Source organism: Phaeobacter gallaeciensis DSM 26640 (assembly GCF_000511385.1).
In the GTDB taxonomy this organism is placed as follows: Bacteria; Pseudomonadota; Alphaproteobacteria; order Rhodobacterales; family Rhodobacteraceae; genus Phaeobacter; species Phaeobacter gallaeciensis.
In genome coordinates this window covers 2703628-2725660 of sequence record NC_023137.1, presented here as the reverse complement: position 1 = coordinate 2725660, position 22033 = coordinate 2703628, and the positions used below count along the sequence as shown (strand labels likewise).

Below are 22033 nucleotides of genomic sequence, written 5' to 3'. Positions count from 1 at the left end.
CTGTCGCGTGCAACTGGCTCCCTTCATGTGACCAAAGGCGGCGCGCCGCCGAAGCCAAGGAGTGAGCCATGCTTCACAATGACCAACTCGACCAATGGGACCGCGAAAGCTTCTTCCATCCTTCAACGCATCTCGCTGAATTCGCTCGCGGAAATCTGCCTCAGCGGGTGGTGACCGGTGGCAGCGGCTGCCACATTGAGGACCGCGACGGCAACCGGCTGCTGGATGCTTTTGCCGGGCTCTACTGCGTCAACGTTGGCTATGGCCGACCTGAGATCGCCGAAGCCATTGCCGATCAGGCCCGCGAGCTGGCGTATTATCACTCCTATGTGGGCCATGGGACTGAGGCGTCCATTACACTGGCGAAGATGATCATGGATCGCGCCCCGGACCATATGTCCAAGGTCTACTTTGGCCTCTCCGGCTCGGACGCCAATGAAACCAACATCAAACTGATCTGGTACTACAACAACATTCTGGGCCGCCCCGAGAAGAAAAAGATCATCTCCCGCTGGCGGGGATACCACGGGTCCGGGCTGATGACCGGCTCGCTCACAGGGTTGGAGTTGTTCCACAATAAGTTCGACCTGCCACTGGCTCAGGTGGTCCACACCGAGGCGCCCTATTATTTCCGCCGCAGCGATCGCAGTCAAAGCGAGGCCGATTTTGTTGCCCATTGCGTGGCAGAGCTGGAGGCGCTGATCGCGCGGGAAGGGGACGATACCATCGCCGCCTTCATCGGGGAGCCGGTTCTGGGCACCGGGGGCATAGTGCCCCCGCCCGCAGGATACTGGCCTGCCATTCAGGCGGTGCTTGACCGGCACGATATCCTGCTGGTCGCGGATGAGGTGGTGACTGGTTTTGGTCGGTTGGGCACGATGTTCGGCTCTGATCACTACGGCATGCGCCCCGATCTCATCACCATCGCCAAGGGGCTGACCTCTGCCTATGCGCCGCTGTCGGGCTCTATCGTGTCCGACAAGATGTGGCAGGTGCTGGAGCGCGGCACGGATGAAAACGGCCCGATTGGTCATGGCTGGACCTATTCGGCGCATCCTGTCGGAGCCGCCGCCGGGGTCGCTAACCTCGCCCTGATCGACCAGCTTGGCCTTGTAGAAAACGCTGGTGCCGTTGGGACCTATCTGAACGACGAAATGCGCAAGGCGCTGGGCGACCATCCGAATGTGGGCGATGTCCGGGGGGAGGGGATGCTCTGCGCGGTGGAATTCGTGGCGGATCGGGACGACCACCGCCTGTTTGACGCCAGCGACAAGATCGGCCCGCAGATAGCCGCCAAGCTTCTGGAGCAGGACAAAGTGATCGCGCGGGCCATGCCGCAGGGCGATATCCTCGGCTTTGCGCCGCCCTTCTGCCTGACCCGACAGGAGGCGGATCAGGTGGTCGCAGCGACACAGCGTGCTGTCACGGCAGTTCTGGGCTGACGAGAGGAGGCGGCGAGATGACAGATTTGAATATCCCGTTTGAACACTCCGAATATCAACGACGATTGGCAAAGACCCGGGCCGCAATGGCGGCTGCGGGGCTGGATGCGCTCTTTGTTACGGATCCGTCCAATCAGGCCTGGCTTACCGGCTACGATGGCTGGTCGTTCTACGTGCATCAGGGGGTGATCATCCCGAAAGACGGCGATCCGATCTGGTGGGGGCGGTACATGGATATGATGGGCGCCCGCCGCACCTGCTGGATGGCGCAGGACAGGCTGCTGGGCTACGGCGACTACTATGTCCAGTCAAGCGACCACCACCCGATGCAGGATCTTGCCGAGCATCTGAGCGCTCTCGGGCTTGACCGCGCCCGGATCGGTGTTGAGATGGAGAATTACTACTACTCTGCAAAGGCTCATGCCGTATTGACGGCAGAGCTTCCGCAGGCGGGTTTGGTAGATGCCACCGCGTTGGTCAATTGGCAGCGGCTTGTGAAATCCGATGCCGAGATCAGCTTTATGCGCAAGGCCGCGCGGATCACCGATAAGGTGATCCAGACTGCCATCGAACGGGCTGCACCGGGCGTGCGTAAAAACGATCTGGTGGCCGATATCCTGCATGCCGGAGTGACCGGGGTGGATGACGACTGGGGGGATTACCCGGCCATTGTGCCGCTGACCCCCTCTGGGCTGGATGCGACAGCGGCTCATCTCACCTGGGATGGCACGTCCATGCGCGCGGGCGAAGCAACCTTCTTTGAACTCTCCGGCTGCTATCGCCGCTACCACGCGCCGCTGTCACGTACGGTGTTTCTGGGCACCCCGTCGGAAGATATCGTGCGGATCGAGGCGGCCCAGATCGAAGGGATTGCCGCCGGAATAGAGGCCGCGCGCGCGGGCAATCGCACCTGCGATATCGCGGATGCTTTTATGGCCGTAATGGCCAAACACGGGATCGAGCGTTCGGGCCGAATGGGCTACCCGGTTGGCCTCTCCTATCCACCTGACTGGGGGGAGCGCACGGCCTCCATCCGCAGTGAAGACACAACTGTACTGCAACCGGGTATGGTCTTCCACTTCATGCCGGCCCTCTGGATGGACACATGGGGGCTGGAAACCACCGAAACCTTACTGATCCGCGACACAGGCGCTGCCGAGCCGCTCTGCACCGTGGAGCGCAAATTGTTTGTGAAGGACTGAGCCGGTGATAGAGCACACCACCCGGATCCTCTCCGATCTCATCGCTTTCCCCACGGCCTCAGCCGACAGCAATCTGGAGATGATTGCCTATCTGGCCAATCGGCTAGAGGATTGCGGCGCACGGGTGGATGTGATGTTTGATGCCAGCGGGCAGAAGGCAAATCTCTTTGCCACGCTTGGCCCTGAAACCGATGGTGGGATCGTGCTGTCGGGCCACAGCGATGTGGTGCCGGTGACCGATCAGGACTGGAGCAGCGATCCTTTTGCAATGGTGGAGCGGGACGGGCGGCTCTATGGGCGGGGCACCTGCGACATGAAGGGGTTTATTGCCGCGACACTTGCCATGGCGCCAGAGTTCGCCGCGCAGATCAGCCCCCGCCCCATCCATTTCGCCTTCACCTATGATGAGGAGGTAGGCTGCATTGGTGCCGGTCATCTGGTGCAGGCCCTGCGCGAGCGCGGGTTGAAACCACGACTGGCGCTCATCGGCGAACCCACCAGCATGCGCGTTGTCGAAGGGCACAAAGGTTGCCACGAATACAGCACAAGGTTTCAAGGGCTTGAGGGGCACGGCTCCGATCCGGGCCGGGGCGTCAATGCGGTGGAATATGCCGCCCGTTATGTGAGCCGTCTGCTGGATCTGCGTGGCGACCTGCAACAGCGTACCCCACCGGACAGCCGCTTTGATCCACCCTGGACAACGCTGAACATTGGCGCCCTCAACGGCGGCAGCGCCCATAACGTCATCGCGTCAAAGGCGCAGGTGGATTGGGAAATGCGGCCGGTGCAGCCCTCGGATGCGGATCATGTGAAGGACACGATGGCGCGCTATTGCCGCGACACGCTCTTGCCCGCGATGCAGGCGATCTACCCGGAGGCCAGCATCGAGACCGAGGTGGTGGGCGAGGTGGCCGGGCTCATCCCCACCACCCAAAACGAGGCGCGCGAACTCATGGCGGAGCTGCTGGGCAGCAACGCCGCAGAGCTGGTGCCTTTTGGCACCGAGGCAGGGCTGTTTCAGGAGCTTGGCATGGATGTGGTTGTCTGCGGCCCCGGCTCCATCGCGCAGGCACATAAGGCAGATGAATACCTGTCGCTGGATCAGCTGTCGCAAGGTCTGACGATGCTGCAACGATTGGCAGGGCGGCTGGCGGAGTGATGCCAGCCCTTTAAAGCGCGTCCGATAGTGCAGATTGCAGCGCATGGTACGACGCCTTGGGCGTGCGTTTCAGCGTGTCGAAATCCACATGCACCAGTCCAAAGCGTTTCTCATAGCCAAGCGCCCATTCGTAGTTGTCCAAGAGCGACCACAGGAAGTAGCCCTGCACCGGCACCCCGTCAGCAATGGCGCGGCGTAGGGCGTCCAGATGGTCGTCCACAAATGCAATGCGGGCGCTGTCTTGCACTGTGCCATCCGTCACCACATCCGCATTGGCCATGCCGTTTTCCGTCACGACCAGCGGCAGATCACGGGTATAGTCGCGCGCGGTCCGCGTCAGAAAATCATAAAGCCCCTGCGGATAGATCTCCCAGCCCATCTGTGTCTTCGGCAGCGGACCGTCCACTTCGGCATAGTGCGGCCAGGGGCCACTGTCGGGCGCAATCCGCTTGCGGGTGTAATAGTTGATCCCGCACCAGTCGACGGGCGCGGTGATGGTGGCAAAATCATCCTGCCAGCCCTGCGGCAGATGCGGCTCCAGCCCTTCCAGCGCCAGATCCGGGTAACGCCCGTGAAAGGCCCCACCAAGGAAAAAGCCGTTGTAGATCGCATCATAGCGCGCGGCGGCCTGTTGCGCGGCTGCGCTGTCATCAACGGGCGTGGCCCATTCCAGATTGAACACACCGCCCAGATTGCCCATGCCAAGGGCGCGCATCACCTGAATGGCGGTGCCATGGGCCAGCATCACATGGTGCATGGCCCGTGCGGTGGCGCGGATATCCCTCAGACCCGGCGCGTGATGGCCAAGAAAATGCGACAGCCAGCCCACGCACCACGGCTCATTGATCGGGGCAGCGGAATACATCCGGTCACCGATCCGGCGCATGATAACCTCGGCATAATCGCCAAACCATTTGGCGATATCGCCGTTGCGCCAGCCGCCCAGATCCGCCAGCGCCTGTGGCAGTTCCCAGTGATACAGCGTGACGCAGGGCTTCAACCCGCGCTCCAGCATCTCATCCGTCAGCCGGTCATAGAAATCCAGCCCCTCAGGGTTCGGCGCGCCGCGCCCCTCTGGCAGGACCCGCGCCCAGCTGGTCGAAAACCGGTAGCAGTCAAACCCGGCTGCCGCCGCCAGATCAAGATCTTCGGCGTAGCGATGATAGTGGTCGCAGGCCCACTGGCCATGTTCGGCGCGCACCACATTGCCCGGCGTTGCGGCGAAACTGTCCCAATGGGTGGCCCCCGCGCCGCCAAATCCGTGACCTTCGATCTGATAGGCAGAGGTGGCGGTGCCAAAGAGGAAGCCTTTGGGGAAATCAGCACGGCTGTTGCGGAACATAGGCAGGGCTCCTGTGGGGGGATCAATCAGCGAGGAGAGGGTGCAGGACCAGTGGAGCCGCCAACGGTCAGCTGCGCTTCAAGCAGACGGGTCGGAAGCGGCTGACCGGGGTTGCGGATCTGGTCCAACAGCAGATTGGCCAGTTGGCGGCCTGCCTCCTGTACGGAGGAGACGGTGGCGGTGAATTGCGGCACCTCATCGCCGTTGCGCAGATAGGACAGATCATCGTCATGGGTGATCACCGAGATATCGCGCCCCATCTGGCGACCTGAATCCTCGATCGCGCGGCGCACCCCCATGGCGGGGATGATCGACGACACCAGATAGGCGGTGGGCGGATCCGCCATCGCCTGGGTTTTCGCAACGGTGCGATACCCGTAGCTCTCGGTCATTTCCTCCGCATACATCAGCGCGGGATCCAGCGGCAGGCCTGCCGCCTTTAGCGCGTATTCATAGCCCGCCCGACGGCGCCAGGCGAAATCCATGCTCTCTAATCCGTTCACAAGGCAGATCCGCCGGTGTCCTAGGTCGATGAGAAACCGTGTCGCCCGGTCAAAGGCGCTTTTGTTGTTCACATCGAGCCAGCAGTACTCTCCTGCAAGGTCAGAGGCGCGGCCATGCACGGCAAAGGGCAGGCCGATTTCACGCAACAATCCGATCCGGGGATCCGACATGCGCGGCGCATGGAGGACAATGCCGTCAACATTCCGCTTGGAGGCCATCTCGCGATAGGCTTTCTCCTGTTTCTTATCCTCAACCAGTGACAACACCATGTCATAGCCAGCCGCGGCGTAGCTCTCGCCAGCACCCGCAATGAAGTCGCCAAAAATCGGGTTCACCATCTCATGCTGCGACGACAGAGGGATCACGTGACCAATCGCCATCGCGCGCCCTGTGGCCAGTGCTTTGGCGCGCGTGTTGGGGCGGTAGTTATGTTGCTCGGCCGCGGCTGCCACGCGTTTTCGGGTCGCCTCGCTCACCTCGGGAAAGCCGTTGAGCGCACGGCTCACTGTCGTCTGCGACAGGTTCAGATATGCGGCCAATTCCTTCAGGTTCATTCGCGGAAAACTCCAAAGCGCTTTGATTCCAATGTCTGCGACCAGAGCAATCACGGGCCATCTGCGCAGTTATGGCAGGGCAGGGGATAGGCTGACAAGCCCTATGTTTTTTATAGTTGTTTGGCAACATGACGGGAAATTGTTGACAGTTGCATCCGAATCCGGGATTTTGCTGAAATCCAAAGCGCTTTGAAAACTTTGAAGTCGTGGCAAGCGGCGGGCGCGTTGAACACTCGGGAGGAGATATTATGAAACGCAGTCTTTTGGCGGCAGCCGGCGTCCTGGCTCTGTCTGCTGGTCTTGCGCAGGCCGAAGGCGCGCTGACCTTTCCGGTCGGCGAGGGAGAGTTTAACTGGGAGAGCTTCGAGGCGCTGAAGGCAACCGATCTGTCGGGGGAGCAGGTCACAGTCTTTGGCCCATGGCTTGGCCCGGATCAGGAGGTCGTCGAAAAGGTGCTCGCGTATTTCGCTGAAGCTACCGGTGCGGACGTGCGTTACACTGGCTCGGACAGTTTTGAACAGCAGATCGTGGTCGATGCGGAGGCAGGCTCCGCGCCCAACGTCGCCGTTTTCCCACAGCCGGGACTTGTGTCCGACATGGCCGCGCGCGGATTCATCGCGCCCCTGGGCAGCGAGACCGCAGACTGGGTCCGTGAAAACTATGCCGCCGGCGATTCCTGGGTTGATCTCAGTACCTTCACGGGGCCGGACGGCAATGACGATGTCTTTGGCCTGTTCTACAAGGTCGATGTGAAGTCTCTTGTCTGGTACGTACCTGAAACCTTTGAAGATTTCGGATACGACATTCCCCAGTCGATGGAGGAGCTGAAGACGCTGACCGATCAGATGGTCGCCGATGGCAACACGCCTTGGTGCATCGGTCTGGGATCTGGTGGTGCCACTGGCTGGCCTGCAACCGACTGGGTTGAGGACATGATGCTGCGCACGCAGGATCCGGGCGTTTATGACCAGTGGGTATCGAATGAAATTCCTTTCACCGATCCGCGTGTTGTGAATGCCATCGAGGAATTCGGATATTTCGCCCGCAATGACGATTACGTCTCCGGCGGTGCAGGGGCGGTGGCCTCCACCGACTTCCGCGATAGCCCCAAAGGCCTGTTCGCCAGCCCGCCGCAGTGTCTGATGCATCGTCAGGCGTCGTTCATCCCGGCCTTCTTCCCGGAGGGGACAGAAGTGGGGCTGGATGCAGATTTCTTCTACTTCCCGGCCTATGCGGAAAAGGATCTGGGCAGCCCGGTTCTCGGCGCAGGTACCCTGTGGTCGATCACCAATGACAGCAAAGGCGCACGCGCGCTGATGGAGTTCCTGAAATCCCCCATCGGACATGAGGTCTGGATGGCGCAGCAGGGCTTCCTGACCCCGCATAAGGGCGTGAACACCGATGTCTATGCCACCGATACGCTGAAGAAGATGGGGGAGATTCTCCTGTCTGCCGATACCTTCCGCTTTGATGCATCAGATTTGATGCCGGGTGGTGTCGGTGCGGGCTCCTTCTGGACCGGTATGGTCGGCTATGCCGGCGGCACCCCCGCGGAAGAGGTCGCAGCCGAGATCCAGTCCTCCTGGGATGCTCTGAAGTAAGATCGCTCTAGGGCCGACCCCCGGCGCGTCGGCCCGGCCTTTTCCATTGTCCTTCCCCGTGATCAGTGCGCCCGCGTTGGACCGTGGTGCGCCCGCCTGATCAGGGTCCGCTATCCACAACGCACCCCAAAAGGGAGATATCCCATGCATCCAGCCATTCAGGGCCTCTTGACCATCGCCTTTGGCGTCGGGGGATGTGTCGGCTATTTCTACTTTTCCAATCTGGTGCTGGACCGGGTGATCTTTCCAGCGCGGGGCGTGCATATTGCCCGCAACATCCGCCGCGCCAATATGATCCGGCCCTGGCTGTTCCTCTTGCCCGCATTGCTCGCGTTGGGGCTTTACCTGGCCTATCCGGTGGTCGAAACCCTGCGCCTGTCGGTGACCGAACGTGTGCCCGGGGGCGGGTCGGAATTTGTTGGCCTTGCCAACTACCAGCAGATGCTGGCAGAGGCCAAATTCTGGGAGGCGCTTCAGAACAACTTCCTGTGGCTCCTCGTTGTGCCTGCGGCCTCAACCGCCTTTGGCTTGCTGGCGGCGCAGCTGACGGACCGGCTGGTCTGGGGCAATATCGCAAAATCTCTGATCTTCATGCCGATGGCGATTTCCTTTGTTGGCGCCGCGGTGATCTGGAAACTGGTCTATGACGCCCGCCCCGAAGGCACCGACCAGATCGGCGTCTTGAATGCGGTCTACATCTACCTCGGCGGCGACGCACCAATGCAGTGGCTGACAATCCCGTTCTGGAACAGCTTCTTTCTGATGATGGTGCTGATCTGGATCCAGACAGGTTTTGCCATGGTGATCCTGTCGGCAGCCCTGCGCGGCATTCCCGAAGAAACCGTGGAGGCGGCCATCGTGGATGGGGCCGGACCGTTTCAGATCTTCTTCAAGATCAAAGTGCCACAGATCATGGACACCATCGTTGTGGTCTGGACCACCATCACCATCGTCGTTCTGAAGGTCTTTGACATCGTCTTTGCCATGACCAACGGCCAGTGGGAGACGCAGGTTCTGGCCAATTACATGTACGACAAACTGTTCCGTGCCAATGACTGGGGCGTCGGCTCTGCCAGCGCCATGGTCATCATGCTGCTGGTGCTGCCGATCCTGGTCTGGAACGTCTACAACGCCCGCCGCGAAATGCGCTGAGGAGACCGCGATGAATATGATTGCCGGAGAAAAACCTGCGCTGATCTGGGCCTTGCGCCTGTCTGTGGTGCTGTTGGTGGGGCTGTGGCTGTTCCCGACGCTGGGTCTGTTGGTGTCCTCCTTCCGCACCTCTGACCAGATCGCAACCAGCGGCTGGTGGCGCGCGATGTTCCCGAGTGAGCAGAACCTGACCCTGCGCACCGATCCGCCGAGCGCACAGGTGCAGGAGGGCGATCTCTATGTGATCGAGGGGCGTCTCTTTGCCGAAGGCACCGAGAGCGAGATCTCCGCCTGGGGCACCTCGGCACGCGAACCCGCCGCTTACCAGCCCGGTGAAACGGCAGAGCTGCGCCGTGGTGGCACCCTGACAGTCACCGAAGATGGCGCCTACCGGCTTGAAAGCACCGAGGAAATCAGTGGCAAACGCGGCCCCCGCGTGTTCGTCACGGCAACCGTGCCACCGGAATTCACGCTGGAAAATTATGAGACCGTGCTGGTGTCCGGCAATGCGACAGACAATATGGCAAAGGCGTTTTTCAACACGCTGACCGTCACCATCCCGGCCACCATCATCCCGATCCTCGTCGCGGCCTTTGCCGCCTATGCGCTTGCGTGGATGGAGTTTCCGGGCCGCGCCCTTCTGGTGGCGGCGATTGTCGGCCTGTTGGTGGTACCCTTGCAATTGGCGCTGATCCCGCTGCTGAAGTTCCACAATGAGATTGGCATCGGCAAGGGCTACATCGGCGTCTGGATGGCACACACGGGCTTTGGCCTGCCGCTCGCGATTTACCTCCTGCGCAACTACATGGTCGGCATTCCGCGCGACATCATCGAAAACGCCCGCGTGGATGGCGCTACGGATTTCATGATCTTTGTCCGCATCATCCTGCCGCTCTCCTTCCCGGCACTGGCCTCCTTTGCGATCTTCCAGTTCCTGTGGACCTGGAACGACCTTCTGGTGGCGATGGTGTTCCTGATCGACGCGACCGGAGAAACCACGGTGATGACCAAGCAGATTGTTGAGCTGCTGGGCACCCGTGGCGGCAATTGGGAAATCCTCGCAACCTCCGCCTTCGTCTCGATTGCGGTGCCGCTCGCCGTCTTTTTCGCGATGCAGAAATACCTCGTCCGTGGCCTCCTTGCAGGCTCGGTCAAGTGACCTGATCCGCAGGCCGGATCAGACCGGCACTGCCCCTTACTCTAAGACTATGGAAACAGCTGACATGAACGCTCAAGCTCAACTCGACCCGGCCCAGGTTCTCGCCGCTGACCCCGATTGGTGGCGCGGTGCGGTGATCTACCAGATCTATCCGCGCAGCTATCAGGACAGCAACGGCGACGGCATTGGCGACCTTCGGGGCATCACCCAGCGCCTGCCGTATATTGCCGCGCTTGGGGTGGATGCGATCTGGATTTCGCCATTCTTCACCTCCCCGATGAAGGATTTTGGCTATGACGTCTCGGATTATTGCGATGTTGATCCGATGTTTGGCAGCCTGTCCGACTTTGACCAACTGGTCGCCGCTGCCCACCGTTTGGGCCTGCGTGTGATGATTGATCTGGTGCTGTCGCATACCTCCGACCAGCACGCATGGTTCGGCGAAAGCCGTCAGAACCGCGACAATGACCGCGCCGATTGGTACGTCTGGGCCGATCCGCAACCCGATGGCACGCCGCCGAACAACTGGCTGTCAATCTTTGGCGGTTCCGCCTGGCAGTGGGATCCACGGCGTGAGCAGTATTATCTGCACAACTTCCTTGTCTCGCAGCCGGATCTGAATTTTCACTGCCCTGCGGTACAGGACGCGCTGCTGGATGTGACCCGCTTCTGGTTGGAGCGCGGCGTTGATGGCTTCCGCCTTGATACGATCAATTTCTATTTCCACGATGCAGAGCTGCGCTCGAACCCGGCCCTGCCGCCGGAGCAACGCAACGCCACCATCGCCCCCTCGGTGAACCCCTATAATCACCAGGAACATCTCTACTCCAAGAACCAGCCGGAAAACCTGGCCTTCCTTGGCCGCTTTCGTGCGCTGCTGGATGAATACCCCGCCAAGGCCGCCGTGGGCGAGGTGGGCGACGCGCAGCGCGGGCTTGAGATCATGGGCAGCTACACGGCGGCCAACACCGGTGTTCACATGTGCTATGCCTTCGAACTTCTGGCCAAGGATGTGCTGACCGCCTCCCGTCTGGCCGAGGTCTTTGCCGAGGTAGATCGTGTTGCCGCAAATGGTTGGGCGTGCTGGGCGTTTTCCAATCATGATGTGATCCGCCACAGCAGCCGCTGGGGCCTCAACCCGGCGGCACAACGTCTGTTCACCACTATGATGATGTGCCTGCGTGGCACCGCCTGCATCTATCAGGGCGAGGAGCTGGGCCTGCCGGAGGCAGACATCGCCTTTGAAGACCTTCAGGACCCTTATGGCATTGAGTTCTGGCCGGAGTTCAAGGGCCGTGACGGCTGCCGTACGCCCATGGTCTGGGAGCCGTCGAATGGCGAGGGTGGCTTCAGCGAAGGCAAGCCATGGCTGCCCGTCTCGCCCGAACATCTGAACCTGAGCGTGGCCAGTCAGGAGGCCGACCCAGAGGCGATGTTGCACCACTACCGCCGCGCCATTGCCCTGCGCAAGACGCATCCCGCATTGGCAGTGGGCACCCATGATCAGCTGCGGGCAGAGGGCAATGTCGCCTTCTTCACCCGTCAGGACCGCGCCGAGGTGATCTTTTGCGCCTTCAATCTGGGGGACACCCCGGCAGAGATTTCCTTGCCGGAAGGCATGTGGCGCAAGCCTGAGACCGACATCGCGCTGGCTGATCTGCCAGACGGCGGCAGGCAGGTTGCACTGGCACCTTGGCAGGCCTGCCTCGCGGTGCGGGTCTGACAGAAACGACGAGCAAGGGAGGGACCAGTAGATGGCAAACCTGAAATTGACCAATGTGGCCAAAACCTACGGGGGCGGTGTCGAGGTCCTGAGAGATATCAATCTCGATATCAAGCAAGGCGAGCTGATCGTCTTCGTTGGTCCCTCCGGCTGCGGCAAATCCACCTTGCTGCGGATGATCGCGGGGCTGGAGCGGATCAGCGGTGGCACGCTGGAAATCGACGATGCGGTGATGAATGACATCCCGCCCGCCCAGCGGGGCATTGCGATGGTGTTCCAGTCCTACGCGCTTTATCCGCATATGACGGTGCGCGACAACATGGCCTTTGCGCTGAAGATCGCGAAGAAAAGCAAGGACGAGATCGACGCCGCCATCGACCGTGCGGCCAAGATCCTCCAGCTGGAACCCTATCTTGATCGCCTGCCCAAGGCGCTGTCGGGCGGGCAGCGGCAGCGGGTCGCCATCGGCCGCTCCATCGTGCGCGATCCGAAGGTCTATCTTTTTGACGAGCCGCTCTCAAATCTGGACGCGGCGCTGCGGGTCGCTACCCGGATCGAAATTGCCCAGCTGAAAGAGGCGATGCCCGACAGCACCATGATCTATGTGACCCATGATCAGGTGGAGGCGATGACGCTGGCAAGCCGCATTGTGGTCCTTGCCAACAAGGGCATCGCGCAGGTCGGCACTCCGCTTGAGCTGTATGAGCGGCCCGAGAATGAGTTCGTGGCCCAGTTCATCGGCTCGCCTGCCATGAACCTCATTCCCGGAACAGTGATCGCCACGGGGCCGCGCACCACGGTGCGGCTCACCACTGGGGAGGAGGTCGCGGCTGATATCCCCACTACGGAGGAGGATCAGGGACTGGCCGTCAACGTCGGCGTCCGGCCCGAGGATCTGGTTGAGGAGGGCACTGGCGGCGCGCTGATCGACAGCCGCGTTGATATCGTGGAGGCCCTGGGCGAGGTCACCGTGCTCTACATCGCTGCGGGAGAGGGCAAGGACCCGCTGATTGCCAAACTCCCCGGCATTCACAAGGGGCTGCGCGGCTCCTCTGTGCGGCTCTATGCCGACCCGGCAAAGCTGCATCTCTTTCACAACGGCCAGTCGCTGCTCTATCGTTAAGTGCTCGCGCTACTTCTGCAGGACGGTGCTGCGCCATTCCTCAAGGAACCGCGCCCGTTTCAACCGGTCCAGAAACACCAAGAGCCCCGGTCCCATCTGGATCGGGCGCAAGGCGGCGGTGGGGGTGGTCTCGGCGGTGGCGTACCGCGGGAAAGGATAGTCCGGATCGCGCCCATTGCCCCAGGCGGCGCGCAACAGGTGGTCGATGAACGCCCCCGCCAAATCGGGCCGCTCGGCCCCTCTCAGCACGACAGCCGTGCGCAGCATCATATTGGTATAGTCCTGCGGATCGACGATCTCGATCCGCTCCGCCAGATCGTCCCGCGCACGCGCATAGCTGCCGAGCACATTATAGGCGATGGCCAGCTCCCCGCGCGCCACCGCCTCGATCATCTCGCCGGAGCAGCAATAGAGCCGCAAATCAAGGCTGCCGAAAATCTCCATCATTCGCCAGAAGCTTTCCGAGGTGCGCAGATCCTGCGTGGCAAACAAATAGCCAAGCCCGCTTTTCTCGACATCATAGGTGCCAATGCGACCCCGAAACCGGTTGGGGTAGCGGCGCAGGAGCGACATCAGCGCCTGACGGCTGCGCGGCATCTCCAGCCCGTCAAAGGCGGCAGGCGACAACACGATCGACGCGGGCTCCTGCGAGAAAGCAAAGACATGATCGCGCCAGACCGCCCAATCCGGGATCCGCAGCCGCCCAGCGGGGGAATGCGCGCGGGTGTACCCGTCATTGGCAAGCTTGGTCTGCAAATCCAGTGCCGAGGATACGGCGAGGTCGAACCCCGCATCTTCTTCGACCACTGCCCGCATAAGCTCTGAACTGCTGACTGTGACGTAGTCTACCACCACCGTCGGACGGGTACGCAGAAAACTCTTAACCAGTGGGGCCAGCAGATCGGTGTCCGTGGTGGACAGAACCCGCAACACATCCGCACTCGCCTCACCGGCGGCGGGGCCGAACCGGCGTTGATCCTCCACCTCAAACGCTTGTGCGGAGAACGCTGGCAGAGCCAAAGTCAAAACCACCAGCCAGACTGCGCGGATCAGGCCTGTCATGACACTGGAAAACACAAGGAAACGCATGATCCCTCCCGCCTTGGAGATGCGGCAGGGGGGCCATTGGTGGCTTGGCTGGATGCAATCGTCAACCGGCCGCCATGGGCCTCCGCCACCTCGCGCGCAATGGTGAGGCCAAGGCCCGACCCAATCGTCCCCTCGGCATTGCTGCCCCGCGCAAACCGTGCCGTCAGCGCATCGGTATCGCCGCTGGGAAACCCGCCCGCCTCATCAATGATGCTGAGCCGCAGCTCTGCCCCCTCCCTGCGCAGAATGACCTGAATATCGCTCTCGGAAGGCGCATATTTGATCGCATTGTCCAACAGGTTGCGCACCGCGTTCTGGATGAGGATTGGATCGCCGGACAGTGGCGGCGTTTGCGGCAGGTCGGAATGGAGCGCAATGTCTTTCAGTTCCGCAATGGGGCGGAGCCGGTTCAGCAGATCGCGCGATAGGGCCCCCAGATCCACCTCTTCGCGCAAGAGGCTGTCGGTGCGAAAGGTCACCATCGCATGATCCAGCAGCTGCCCCGCCGCGCGGGAGCTCTCATCAATGGCGCGGATCATCTCACGTAGCGAGGCGCGGTTTTCGTCCCGCTCGACCCGTCTCAGCGTGATCTCGGCCTGCGTGCGCACCGTGGCCAGCGGCGTGCGCACCCGGTGCGCGGCTTCTGCGATGAAATCCTCTGACCGAGAGAGGGAAATCCGCAGCCGCTCAATAAACCGGTTCAAGGATGTGACCAGCGGGATCATCTCCGACGGTACCGGTCGGTGCACCGGGCGCAGATCCTTCGGTCCACGGCGCGACACCGCTTCGGCCAGTTCGGCCAGCGGTCGAATACTGGACTGTGCTGCCCAGATCGCCAAAAACGCCGCGATCATGAAGAAACCCAGGCCAAGCTGTAGCGCGGTGCGCGTCAGCTCCGCCAATTGCGCGGCCTGTCCTTCACGGGTCTGCGCCACGGAAATCACCACATCGGAGACCTGACCGTTCAGCGACACCCGACGCGCCAGGGTCACCATGCGGATGCTATCGCCTTTGTAGGGCGCAGTATCAAATCGCGGCTGCCCTCGTTGGGGCAGCAGATCAGGCAGCGGCAGGTCGCCGTAGCCAGTGAGCATACGGTCATTTTGCGCGACCCGGTAAAACACCCGATCATCGCTGACATTGCCCAGCATCGACAGCGCCGAATAGGGGATATCGACCGTCACGTCGCCCGACCGTACAGACACCGAGTCCATAATCGACGTGGCCGAGGCCTGCAGTATACTGTCATGGGTGCGCTGCGACACATCCCGTGTGAAGACCAGCACGATGAAGAACAACAAGGAGGCGAGAAAAGCGGCACTGCCCACCAGCTGCAACGTCAGCCGCCGCCGGATGGATCCGCTGGTCGGCAGCGCGCGGCTCATGCAAGCGACATCCGATAGCCAAGCCCGCGCACCGTCGTGATCTCCACATCAGATCCCGCCAGATGTTTGCGCAGCCGTCCCACATAAACCTCAATCGCGTTTTCCGAGACGTCTTCGTCATAGGAAAACAGCCGGTCCACCAGTTTCGATTTGGAAAAGATCCTGTCCGGCGCATTGACGAAAACCTCCAGCAATCGCAACTCTTTGTTGCGCAGGGAAACGGTCTTGTCGCCCACCATCAGCGTGCCAGCTAAGGGATCAAACACCAGCGCCCCGAATCGTTTCTGGTTGGAACTGCCGCCACCATGGCGCCGCAACACGGCGCGACAGCGCGCTTCCAGTTCGGAAAAGTCAAAGGGTTTGGTGATGTAATCATCCGCGCCCAGATCCAGCACACCAACCCGGTCAGAAACTTCGGACCGCGCGGTCAGGACGATCACCGGTGTTGTGCCCTCGCGGCTGCGATGGGACTTAAGAAAGCTTCGACCATCCCCGTCTGGCAGCATAATATCCAGTAAAATCAAATCGTAATCCGCCGTCGCGGCATATTCATCTGCCACGGCCAGATCCGGGGCATGATCCACCACATGGCCATCCATCTGCAACCGGTCTTCAATGGCGGCAGCGAGGCTCAGATTGTCTTCGACCAGCAGGAAACGCATCGGTTCTATCCGTGGGAGGGGCAGGGCAGGTGGCGGCAGATTGCGGTGTGACAGGTTTGTGTCAGCTTAACGTGTTCCCTTCCAGTCATGAGCGGCCAAGCCGCCATTTGTCAAATGGGAGGACAACAGATGAAAATGACTTTGACCCGGCGCGCCCTGATGGCCGTGACCGCCGCAACGACGCTGGCCTTTGCTGCGCCGGTTTCTGCGGATGAGATGGTGGACAGCATCCACTTTCTGATCCCCGGCGGCGCAGGCGGCGGCTGGGACGGCACCGCGCGTGGCACTGGTGAGGCGCTGACCAAGGCGGGCCTTGTCGGCAACGCGTCCTTTGAAAACATGTCCGGCGGTGGCGGCGGCAAGGCGATCGGCTATCTGATTGAGAACGCCGAGAGCAACCACGGCACCCTGATGGTGAACTCCACCCCGATTGTGATCCGTTCGCTCACCGGTGTCTTCCCGCATAACTTCCGGGACCTCACCATGGTCGCAGGCACCATTGGCGATTACGCGGCCATCGTTGTGGGCAAGGACAGCCAGATCAACTCCATGTCCGATCTGATCGCCGCCTATCAGGCCGATCCGCGCAAGACCGCCATCGGCGGTGGTTCGGTCCCCGGCGGCATGGATCACCTCGTTGCTGCCATGGTGATGAAAGCCGCAGGCGAAGAGCCGACAGCGGTGAAATACATCCCCTATGATGCAGGCGGTGTGGCCATGGCGGCACTCCTCTCAGGTGAAATCGCCGCACTCTCCACCGGCTTCTCCGAGGCGATTGATCTGGCCAACGCAGGCGAGGTGAAGATCATCGGCGTCACCGCCGAGGACCGCGTGCCCGCTTATGCCGATGCACCGACGATGAAAGAACAAGGGATTGATGCCACTTTCGTCAACTGGCGCGGCTTCTTTGGCGCCCCCGGTCTGCCGGAGGAGAAGGTCGAAGCCTATCGTGCGGCCCTGGCCAAGATGTATGACACCCCCGAATGGGAAGAGGTTCGCGCCCGCAACGGGTGGGTGAACATCCACAACAGCGGCGATGACTTCGTGACATTCCTCGAAGGTCAGGAAGAGGTCATCAAAAGCCTGATGCAGGAACTCGGCTTCCTCTAAGTCTGGCAGAGCAGACAGGCGTCCGGTCCGAGTTGTGCCGGGCGCCCGACCTCTGACACCAGAAACCGGCGGCGCGCATCTTTAGGAGGAGGCCGCGCCGCCATCCGGTTTCACGCTCGATATATCTCATCAAAGGGGGGAGAGCCCGATGGCGCTCGACCGATGGATCGCGCTGGTCATTCTGATGATCAGCCTCGCCTATGGCTACACGGCCTTTTTCACCATGGACGAAGGCTTGCCGCCGTTCATGAAATTCAACGCCATCTGGCCCAGCACCTTCCCCAAGGGATTGTCGGTGATGGCGGTGATCTGCGCGCTGATCATCCTGCTATCACCGCAGAAGGCGGATACAGGTCCAAAGGCAGGTGACATCGATTACCGCCGCCTGCTGGACTATAAACTGGCGCAAGCGCTGTCGCTTCTGGCGATGATGGTGGTTTACGCGCTGGCGTTGCGTCCGGTTGGTTTTCTGATCTCCACCGTCGCGTTTCTGGTGATCAGCGCCATGATCCTGGGCGAGCGCAAGCTGCATATCCTGATCCCCATCGCGGTCATCGCGGCGGGTGTGGTCTGGTATCTGGTGCAGCAGGTGCTGGGTATCTACCTGCGCCCGCTGCCCTTTTTCCTGGGACATGGGGGCTGATATGCTGGACGGTATTCTGATCGGCCTCAGCACGGCCTTTTCTTTCAGTAACATCCTGATGGTGATCGGCGGCTGCCTCATCGGCACCTTCATCGGCATGTTGCCGGGTCTCGGCCCGATGAGCATCATTTCCATCATGATCCCGGTGGCGATCTCCATCGGTGATCCCTCTGCCGCGTTGATCCTGCTGGCGGGTGTCTATTATGGTGCCATCTTTGGTGGCTCCACTTCCTCCATCCTGATCAACGCGCCGGGCGTTGCCTCAACCGTGGCGACGTCATTTGACGGCTATCCGCTGGCGCGACAGGGCAAGGCGGGCAAGGCGCTGACCGTGGCTGCGATTTCGTCCTTCTGTGGCGGCAGCATCGGTGCGGTGCTGCTGATGATCTTTGCCCCGGCACTGGCCAGCGTCGCCCTGCTGTTCCACTCGGCGGAGTATTTCGCGCTGATGGTCGTCGGGCTCTCCGCCATCGCCGCCTTTGCAGGCACCGGTCAGGTGGTGAAAGCGCTGCTGATGACCGTCCTTGGCCTGATCATGGCCACGGTAGGTGAGGGCGCGCTGTTCAATATGCCTCGCTTCACCATGGGCATCATGGACCTGCAATCTGGCTTTGGCTTCATTACCTTGGCCATGGCGATGTTTGCCCTGCCAGAGGCGCTGTATCTGGTGCTGGATCCCGGTCGCTCCAAGACCGAAGGCGGCAGCAATGAGATCAAGGATCTGCGCATCACCAGAGCTGAGGCCAAATCCATCGCGCCGGTGATTGGCCGCCAGTCGATCCAGGGCTTCCTGATCGGTGTGCTGCCGGGGGCCGGGGCCACCATCGCCTCCTTCCTTGGCTACGCGGTGGAGCGCAATATCGCCCCGAAGGAGGAGCAGAAGGAGTTCGGCAAGGGCGCCATCAAAGGCCTCGCCGCGCCGGAAAGTGCCAACAACGCCGCCTGCACAGGCTCCTTTGTGCCATTGCTGACGCTTGGCATCCCCGGCTCGGGTACCACGGCAATCCTTCTGGGGGCGCTGATCGCGCTCAATGTCTCGCCCGGTCCGCGCCTGATGGTGGATGAGCCGGAGATCTTCTGGGCGGTGATCATCTCAATGTATGTCGGCAACCTGATCCTGTTGATCCTGAACCTGCCGCTGATCCCCTATATCGCCAAGGTTCTGGCGGTGCCGCGCAACTATCTGATCCCCTTCATCTTCTTCTTCACCTTGATGGGGGCCTATATCGGCCAGAACAATGCGACCGAACTGCTGATCCTCGTCGGCCTGGGGATCTGCGCCACGGTGCTGCGCTTTGCCGACTACCCGCTGGCGCCCTTGCTGATCGGCTTCATTCTGGGATCCATGCTGGAGGATAACTTCTCCCGCTCGATGCAGCTCTATGATGGGCTTGGCTTCCTGATGGAACGCCCGATGACCATTGGGCTCTTGGGCTTGGCGGCGGTTCTGGTGATCCTGCCCAGCTACCGGGCCCGCCGAGCGCGGCTGCGTCAGCGTGGGGTGGCAGATGGCGATTGATCGTCGCCATGGGAACAGATCACGGGGGGGCGCTGCGGCGCCCCTTTTGCGTGGCTCAGCCCAGGATCAGGAGCCAAAGCCAGACCGTCAGGATACAGGCCCCCGTGGCAATCAGCACCGAGGAGGCCGCCACCCGCTTTGCGCGCCCATACATATTGGCAAAGATATAGGCGTTGAACCCCGGCGCCATCGCCGCGTTCAGCACGGCTGAGCGGAACAGATCCGGCTGCACCTTCAAGGCGCTGCCCATGCTCCAGACCAGCGCCGGATGCACCATCAGCGAGATCGCGCAGACAAATCCGATGGCACGCAGGTCGCCTTCAGGGCGGTATTGCACCAGCACGCCCCCCAGCGCAAACAGCGCCGTCGGCAGCGCCGCGCGAATGACCAGCGCCAGCGCTTCATCCACCACCTGAGGGATCCACAGGCCCGAGAGGTTCACCACAAATCCCAGAGCGATGCCGAGGATCAGCACATTCTTGAACATCGCGCTGAAAACCGACTTCACCGTAGCGATACCACCTGCGCCCTTGTTGCGCACAACCTCCATCACTGTGATCCCCAGCCCGTAGCAAAACGGGGAGTGGAAGGCGATGATCGCGTAGTTGCTGGTCAAATTGTCGGCACCATAGGCGCGTTCCGTGATCGGTAGCCCCAGCAGCACCGAGTTCGAGAACAGACAGCAAAAGCCAATGGCCACGCAGTCTTCCCAGTCGCGTTTGAAAATCAGCCGCGCGCCAGTCATCCCCAGACAGAAACAGGCCGCCGCGCCGGTGTAGAAACTGATCAGCAAACGCGGATCGAAACTGTCTGACAGATCCAGCGTCGCAATGGCGCGAAACAACAGGCAGGGGATGGCAAAACTCTGCGTGAACTTCATCAGCGAATCTACATGGCCGGCCTGAAAATATCCGCGCCGTGTGGCGACATAGCCCGCCCCAATGACCAGAAACACCGGCAGGATGACATCGATCAGGCTCTGAAACATGATGTGCCTTCCTATGGGCGGGATCGTGGGCGCCTGATGTGGCGGCTCAGATTGGGTATTCGATCACCATCCCGTCATAGGCGGGATCGATATGTTCAGGGGTCTCTGCAGCGACCTGCGAGTAGTCCAGATCAATATGCATGTTGGTCAATACCGCGCGCTTCGGCGCCATGCGTTCAATCCATTCCAGCGCCTCGTCCAGCGACAGATGTGTGGGATGTGGTTTGCGGCGCAGCGCATCAAGGATCCAGCAGTCCAGATCCTGCAATTCCGCCAGCGCGCTATCGGGGATCTTGGCCACATCCGGCAGATAGGCGACATCGCCAATACGGAACCCAAGCGCGTCGATGGAGCCGTGATTGACCTCAAACGGGCGCAGGGTGATATCGCCACCGGGACCGGAAATTGTCAGCGGGCCATCAATACCGCGCAGGTCCAGAATGGGCGGATAGGGGGAGCCTTCGGGCTGCACAAAGGCATAGCCGAACCGCGACAGCAGCGCGTTTTGCGTATCCCCATCCGCATAGACCGGAATGCGGTCGCGCATGTTGAAGACGATCATCCGCAGATCATCAATACCATGCACATGATCGGCGTGGGAATGGGTGTAGACCACCCCGTCCAGCCGCCCGGTGCCGCTGTCCAGCAGCTGGCTGCGCATGTCGGGGGAGGTGTCGATCAGCACTGTCGTGGTTCCATCGGGACCATCCCGCTCCACCAGAAGCGAGCAGCGGCGGCGGCGGTTGCGGGGATTGTCCGGGTCGCACTCCCCCCAATGCCCGCCAAGCCGTGGCACCCCACCAGAGGAGCCACAGCCCAGAATGGTAAAGCGCAGCACGCCCATCAGGCGGCGGCCTCATATTGCGCCGCTTTCCAGAACAACCGATCAAAATTGGCCTGCGTCTGTGCGGCAAAATCGGCGTAATCCACACCAAACACCTCGGCACCCACGCGGGCGGTATGGGCGGTATAGGCCGGCTCATTGCGTTTGCCGCGATAGGGCGGCGGCGCCAGATAGGGCGCGTCGGTTTCCACCAGAATCCGCTCCATCGGGGCGGCGGCAAAGATATCGCGCAACTCCTGACTCTTGGGGAAGGCGGCGATGCCCGACATTGACAGGTAGAATCCCAGATCCAACGCCGCTCGCGCCAGCTCAGGCGAGGAGGAGAAACAATGCATCACACAGCTATAGGCGCCCTTGGCCATTTCATCGCGCAGGATGGCGGCCATATCCTCATCCGCTGCGCGGGCGTGGATGATCAGAGGCAGGCCGGTTTCCCGCGCCGCCGTAATATGGGTTCTGAGAGAAGTCTTCTGCACCTCCGCACTGTCGGCGGTATAGTGATAGTCCAGTCCGGTCTCGCCAATGCCGACAAACTTGGGATGCTGCGCCAGCGCCACCAGTTCATCAACCGACACCAGCGGCTCATCTGCAGCACTCATCGGGTGGGTGCCCGCGGCGTAGAACACTGGCGCATGCGCCTCGGCGATGGCGCGCACGGTGGATTCGTTGCGCAGCTTGGTGCAGATGGTGACCATACGGGTCACACCGGCCTCTGCCGCCCGTGCAATCAGTGCGTCCAATTCGCCTTCGAAATCGGGAAAATCCAGATGGCAATGGCTGTCCGTAATGGACGGGGGCGTGGGGGAAAGGCTCTCGGTCATCTCTGCTCTCT

19 protein-coding genes are annotated in these 22033 nt (G+C 61.3%); 11 read left to right on the top strand and 8 right to left on the bottom strand.

Annotated features, from left to right (window positions below; all coding sequences use genetic code 11):
• Positions 1–68 precede the first annotated feature (68 nt).
• The 3 genes from GAL_RS13245 to argE are packed head-to-tail and all read left to right on the top strand — an operon-like array spanning position 69 to position 3803.
• Positions 69–1442 carry an aspartate aminotransferase family protein gene (locus GAL_RS13245; protein WP_024098077.1) on the top strand — a complete coding sequence of 458 codons (1374 nt, stop codon included), beginning with the start codon at positions 69–71 and terminating at the stop codon, positions 1440–1442.
• Between the two features lie 17 nt (positions 1443–1459).
• A complete protein-coding gene (locus tag GAL_RS13240; protein WP_024098076.1) occupies positions 1460–2644 on the top strand; it encodes a M24 family metallopeptidase in 1185 nt (394 codons plus the stop codon).
• A gap of 4 nt (positions 2645–2648) precedes the next feature.
• A complete protein-coding gene (gene argE / locus GAL_RS13235) occupies positions 2649–3803 on the top strand; it encodes an acetylornithine deacetylase (protein WP_024098075.1) in 1155 nt (384 codons plus the stop codon).
• A 10-nt stretch (positions 3804–3813) separates the two neighbouring features.
• Here the strand turns inward: argE and GAL_RS13230 are convergent, their stop codons facing one another.
• Both GAL_RS13230 and GAL_RS13225 read right to left on the bottom strand, forming a co-directional pair.
• Entirely contained in the window at positions 3814–5145 is a 1332-nt protein-coding gene (locus tag GAL_RS13230; protein ID WP_024098074.1) for a GH1 family beta-glucosidase, read from the bottom strand.
• Positions 5146–5171: 26 nt separating this feature from the next.
• Complete coding sequence (locus GAL_RS13225; RefSeq protein ID WP_024098073.1) at positions 5172–6203, bottom strand: LacI family DNA-binding transcriptional regulator; 1032 nt, start codon at positions 6201–6203, stop codon at positions 5172–5174.
• 248 nt (positions 6204–6451) lie between these two features.
• On the opposite strand from GAL_RS13225, the gene GAL_RS13220 reads away from it, so the two are divergent.
• The 5 genes from GAL_RS13220 (at position 6452) to GAL_RS13200 (ending at position 12961) form a co-directional block, all read left to right on the top strand.
• Positions 6452–7804: an ABC transporter substrate-binding protein gene (locus GAL_RS13220; protein ID WP_024098072.1), complete on the top strand. Its 1353-nt coding sequence runs from the start codon at positions 6452–6454 to the stop codon at positions 7802–7804.
• Positions 7805–7948: 144 nt separating this feature from the next.
• On the top strand, positions 7949–8956 hold the full coding sequence (locus tag GAL_RS13215) for a carbohydrate ABC transporter permease (protein ID WP_024098071.1): 1008 nt from the start codon (positions 7949–7951) through the stop codon (positions 8954–8956).
• Positions 8957–8966: 10 nt separating this feature from the next.
• On the top strand, positions 8967–10115 hold the full coding sequence (locus GAL_RS13210; protein ID WP_024098070.1) for a carbohydrate ABC transporter permease: 1149 nt from the start codon (positions 8967–8969) through the stop codon (positions 10113–10115).
• Between the two features lie 64 nt (positions 10116–10179).
• On the top strand, positions 10180–11838 hold the full coding sequence (locus tag GAL_RS13205; RefSeq protein ID WP_024098069.1) for an alpha-amylase family glycosyl hydrolase: 1659 nt from the start codon (positions 10180–10182) through the stop codon (positions 11836–11838).
• Positions 11839–11869: 31 nt separating this feature from the next.
• Entirely contained in the window at positions 11870–12961 is a 1092-nt protein-coding gene (locus GAL_RS13200; protein WP_024098068.1) for an ABC transporter ATP-binding protein, read from the top strand.
• A 9-nt stretch (positions 12962–12970) separates the two neighbouring features.
• Here the strand turns inward: GAL_RS13200 and GAL_RS13195 are convergent, their stop codons facing one another.
• From GAL_RS13195 to GAL_RS13185, 3 genes are read right to left on the bottom strand one after another with little or no spacing between them, the layout of a single operon-like run.
• Positions 12971–14050, bottom strand: coding sequence for an ABC transporter substrate-binding protein (locus GAL_RS13195; protein WP_024098067.1), 1080 nt, complete (start codon positions 14048–14050; stop codon positions 12971–12973).
• On the bottom strand, positions 14020–15435 hold the full coding sequence (locus GAL_RS13190; RefSeq protein WP_024098066.1) for a sensor histidine kinase: 1416 nt from the start codon (positions 15433–15435) through the stop codon (positions 14020–14022). The genes GAL_RS13195 and GAL_RS13190 overlap by 31 nt, the downstream gene beginning before the upstream one ends.
• Positions 15432–16097 carry a response regulator transcription factor gene (locus GAL_RS13185; RefSeq protein ID WP_024098065.1) on the bottom strand — a complete coding sequence of 222 codons (666 nt, stop codon included), beginning with the start codon at positions 16095–16097 and terminating at the stop codon, positions 15432–15434. Before GAL_RS13185 ends, GAL_RS13190 begins: the two co-directional genes overlap by 4 nt.
• 129 nt (positions 16098–16226) lie before the next feature.
• Here GAL_RS13185 and GAL_RS13180 point away from each other — a divergent pair, with 129 nt between their 5' ends.
• The 3 genes from GAL_RS13180 to GAL_RS13170 all read left to right on the top strand — a co-directional run bounded on the left by GAL_RS13180 (position 16227) and on the right by GAL_RS13170 (position 19369).
• Positions 16227–17207 (top strand): tripartite tricarboxylate transporter substrate binding protein, encoded by a 981-nt coding sequence (locus tag GAL_RS13180; RefSeq protein WP_024098064.1) that lies wholly within the window; start codon positions 16227–16229, stop codon positions 17205–17207.
• Positions 17208–17355: 148 nt separating this feature from the next.
• On the top strand, positions 17356–17850 hold the full coding sequence (locus tag GAL_RS13175) for a tripartite tricarboxylate transporter TctB family protein (protein WP_024098063.1): 495 nt from the start codon (positions 17356–17358) through the stop codon (positions 17848–17850).
• Between the two features lies 1 nt (position 17851).
• The gene (locus GAL_RS13170; protein ID WP_024098062.1) at positions 17852–19369 is read left to right on the top strand and encodes a tripartite tricarboxylate transporter permease; all 1518 of its coding nucleotides are present in this window, start codon (positions 17852–17854) and stop codon (positions 19367–19369) included.
• Between the two features lie 55 nt (positions 19370–19424).
• Here the strand turns inward: GAL_RS13170 and GAL_RS13165 are convergent, their stop codons facing one another.
• The 3 genes from GAL_RS13165 to GAL_RS13155 are packed head-to-tail and all read right to left on the bottom strand — an operon-like array spanning position 19425 to position 22022.
• Positions 19425–20357 carry an AEC family transporter gene (locus GAL_RS13165; RefSeq protein WP_024098061.1) on the bottom strand — a complete coding sequence of 311 codons (933 nt, stop codon included), beginning with the start codon at positions 20355–20357 and terminating at the stop codon, positions 19425–19427.
• 46 nt (positions 20358–20403) lie between these two features.
• The gene (locus GAL_RS13160) at positions 20404–21201 is read right to left on the bottom strand and encodes an MBL fold metallo-hydrolase (RefSeq protein ID WP_024098060.1); all 798 of its coding nucleotides are present in this window, start codon (positions 21199–21201) and stop codon (positions 20404–20406) included.
• A complete protein-coding gene (locus GAL_RS13155; protein ID WP_024098059.1) occupies positions 21201–22022 on the bottom strand; it encodes a TatD family hydrolase in 822 nt (273 codons plus the stop codon). The genes GAL_RS13160 and GAL_RS13155 overlap by 1 nt, the downstream gene beginning before the upstream one ends.
• Positions 22023–22033 lie beyond the last annotated feature (11 nt).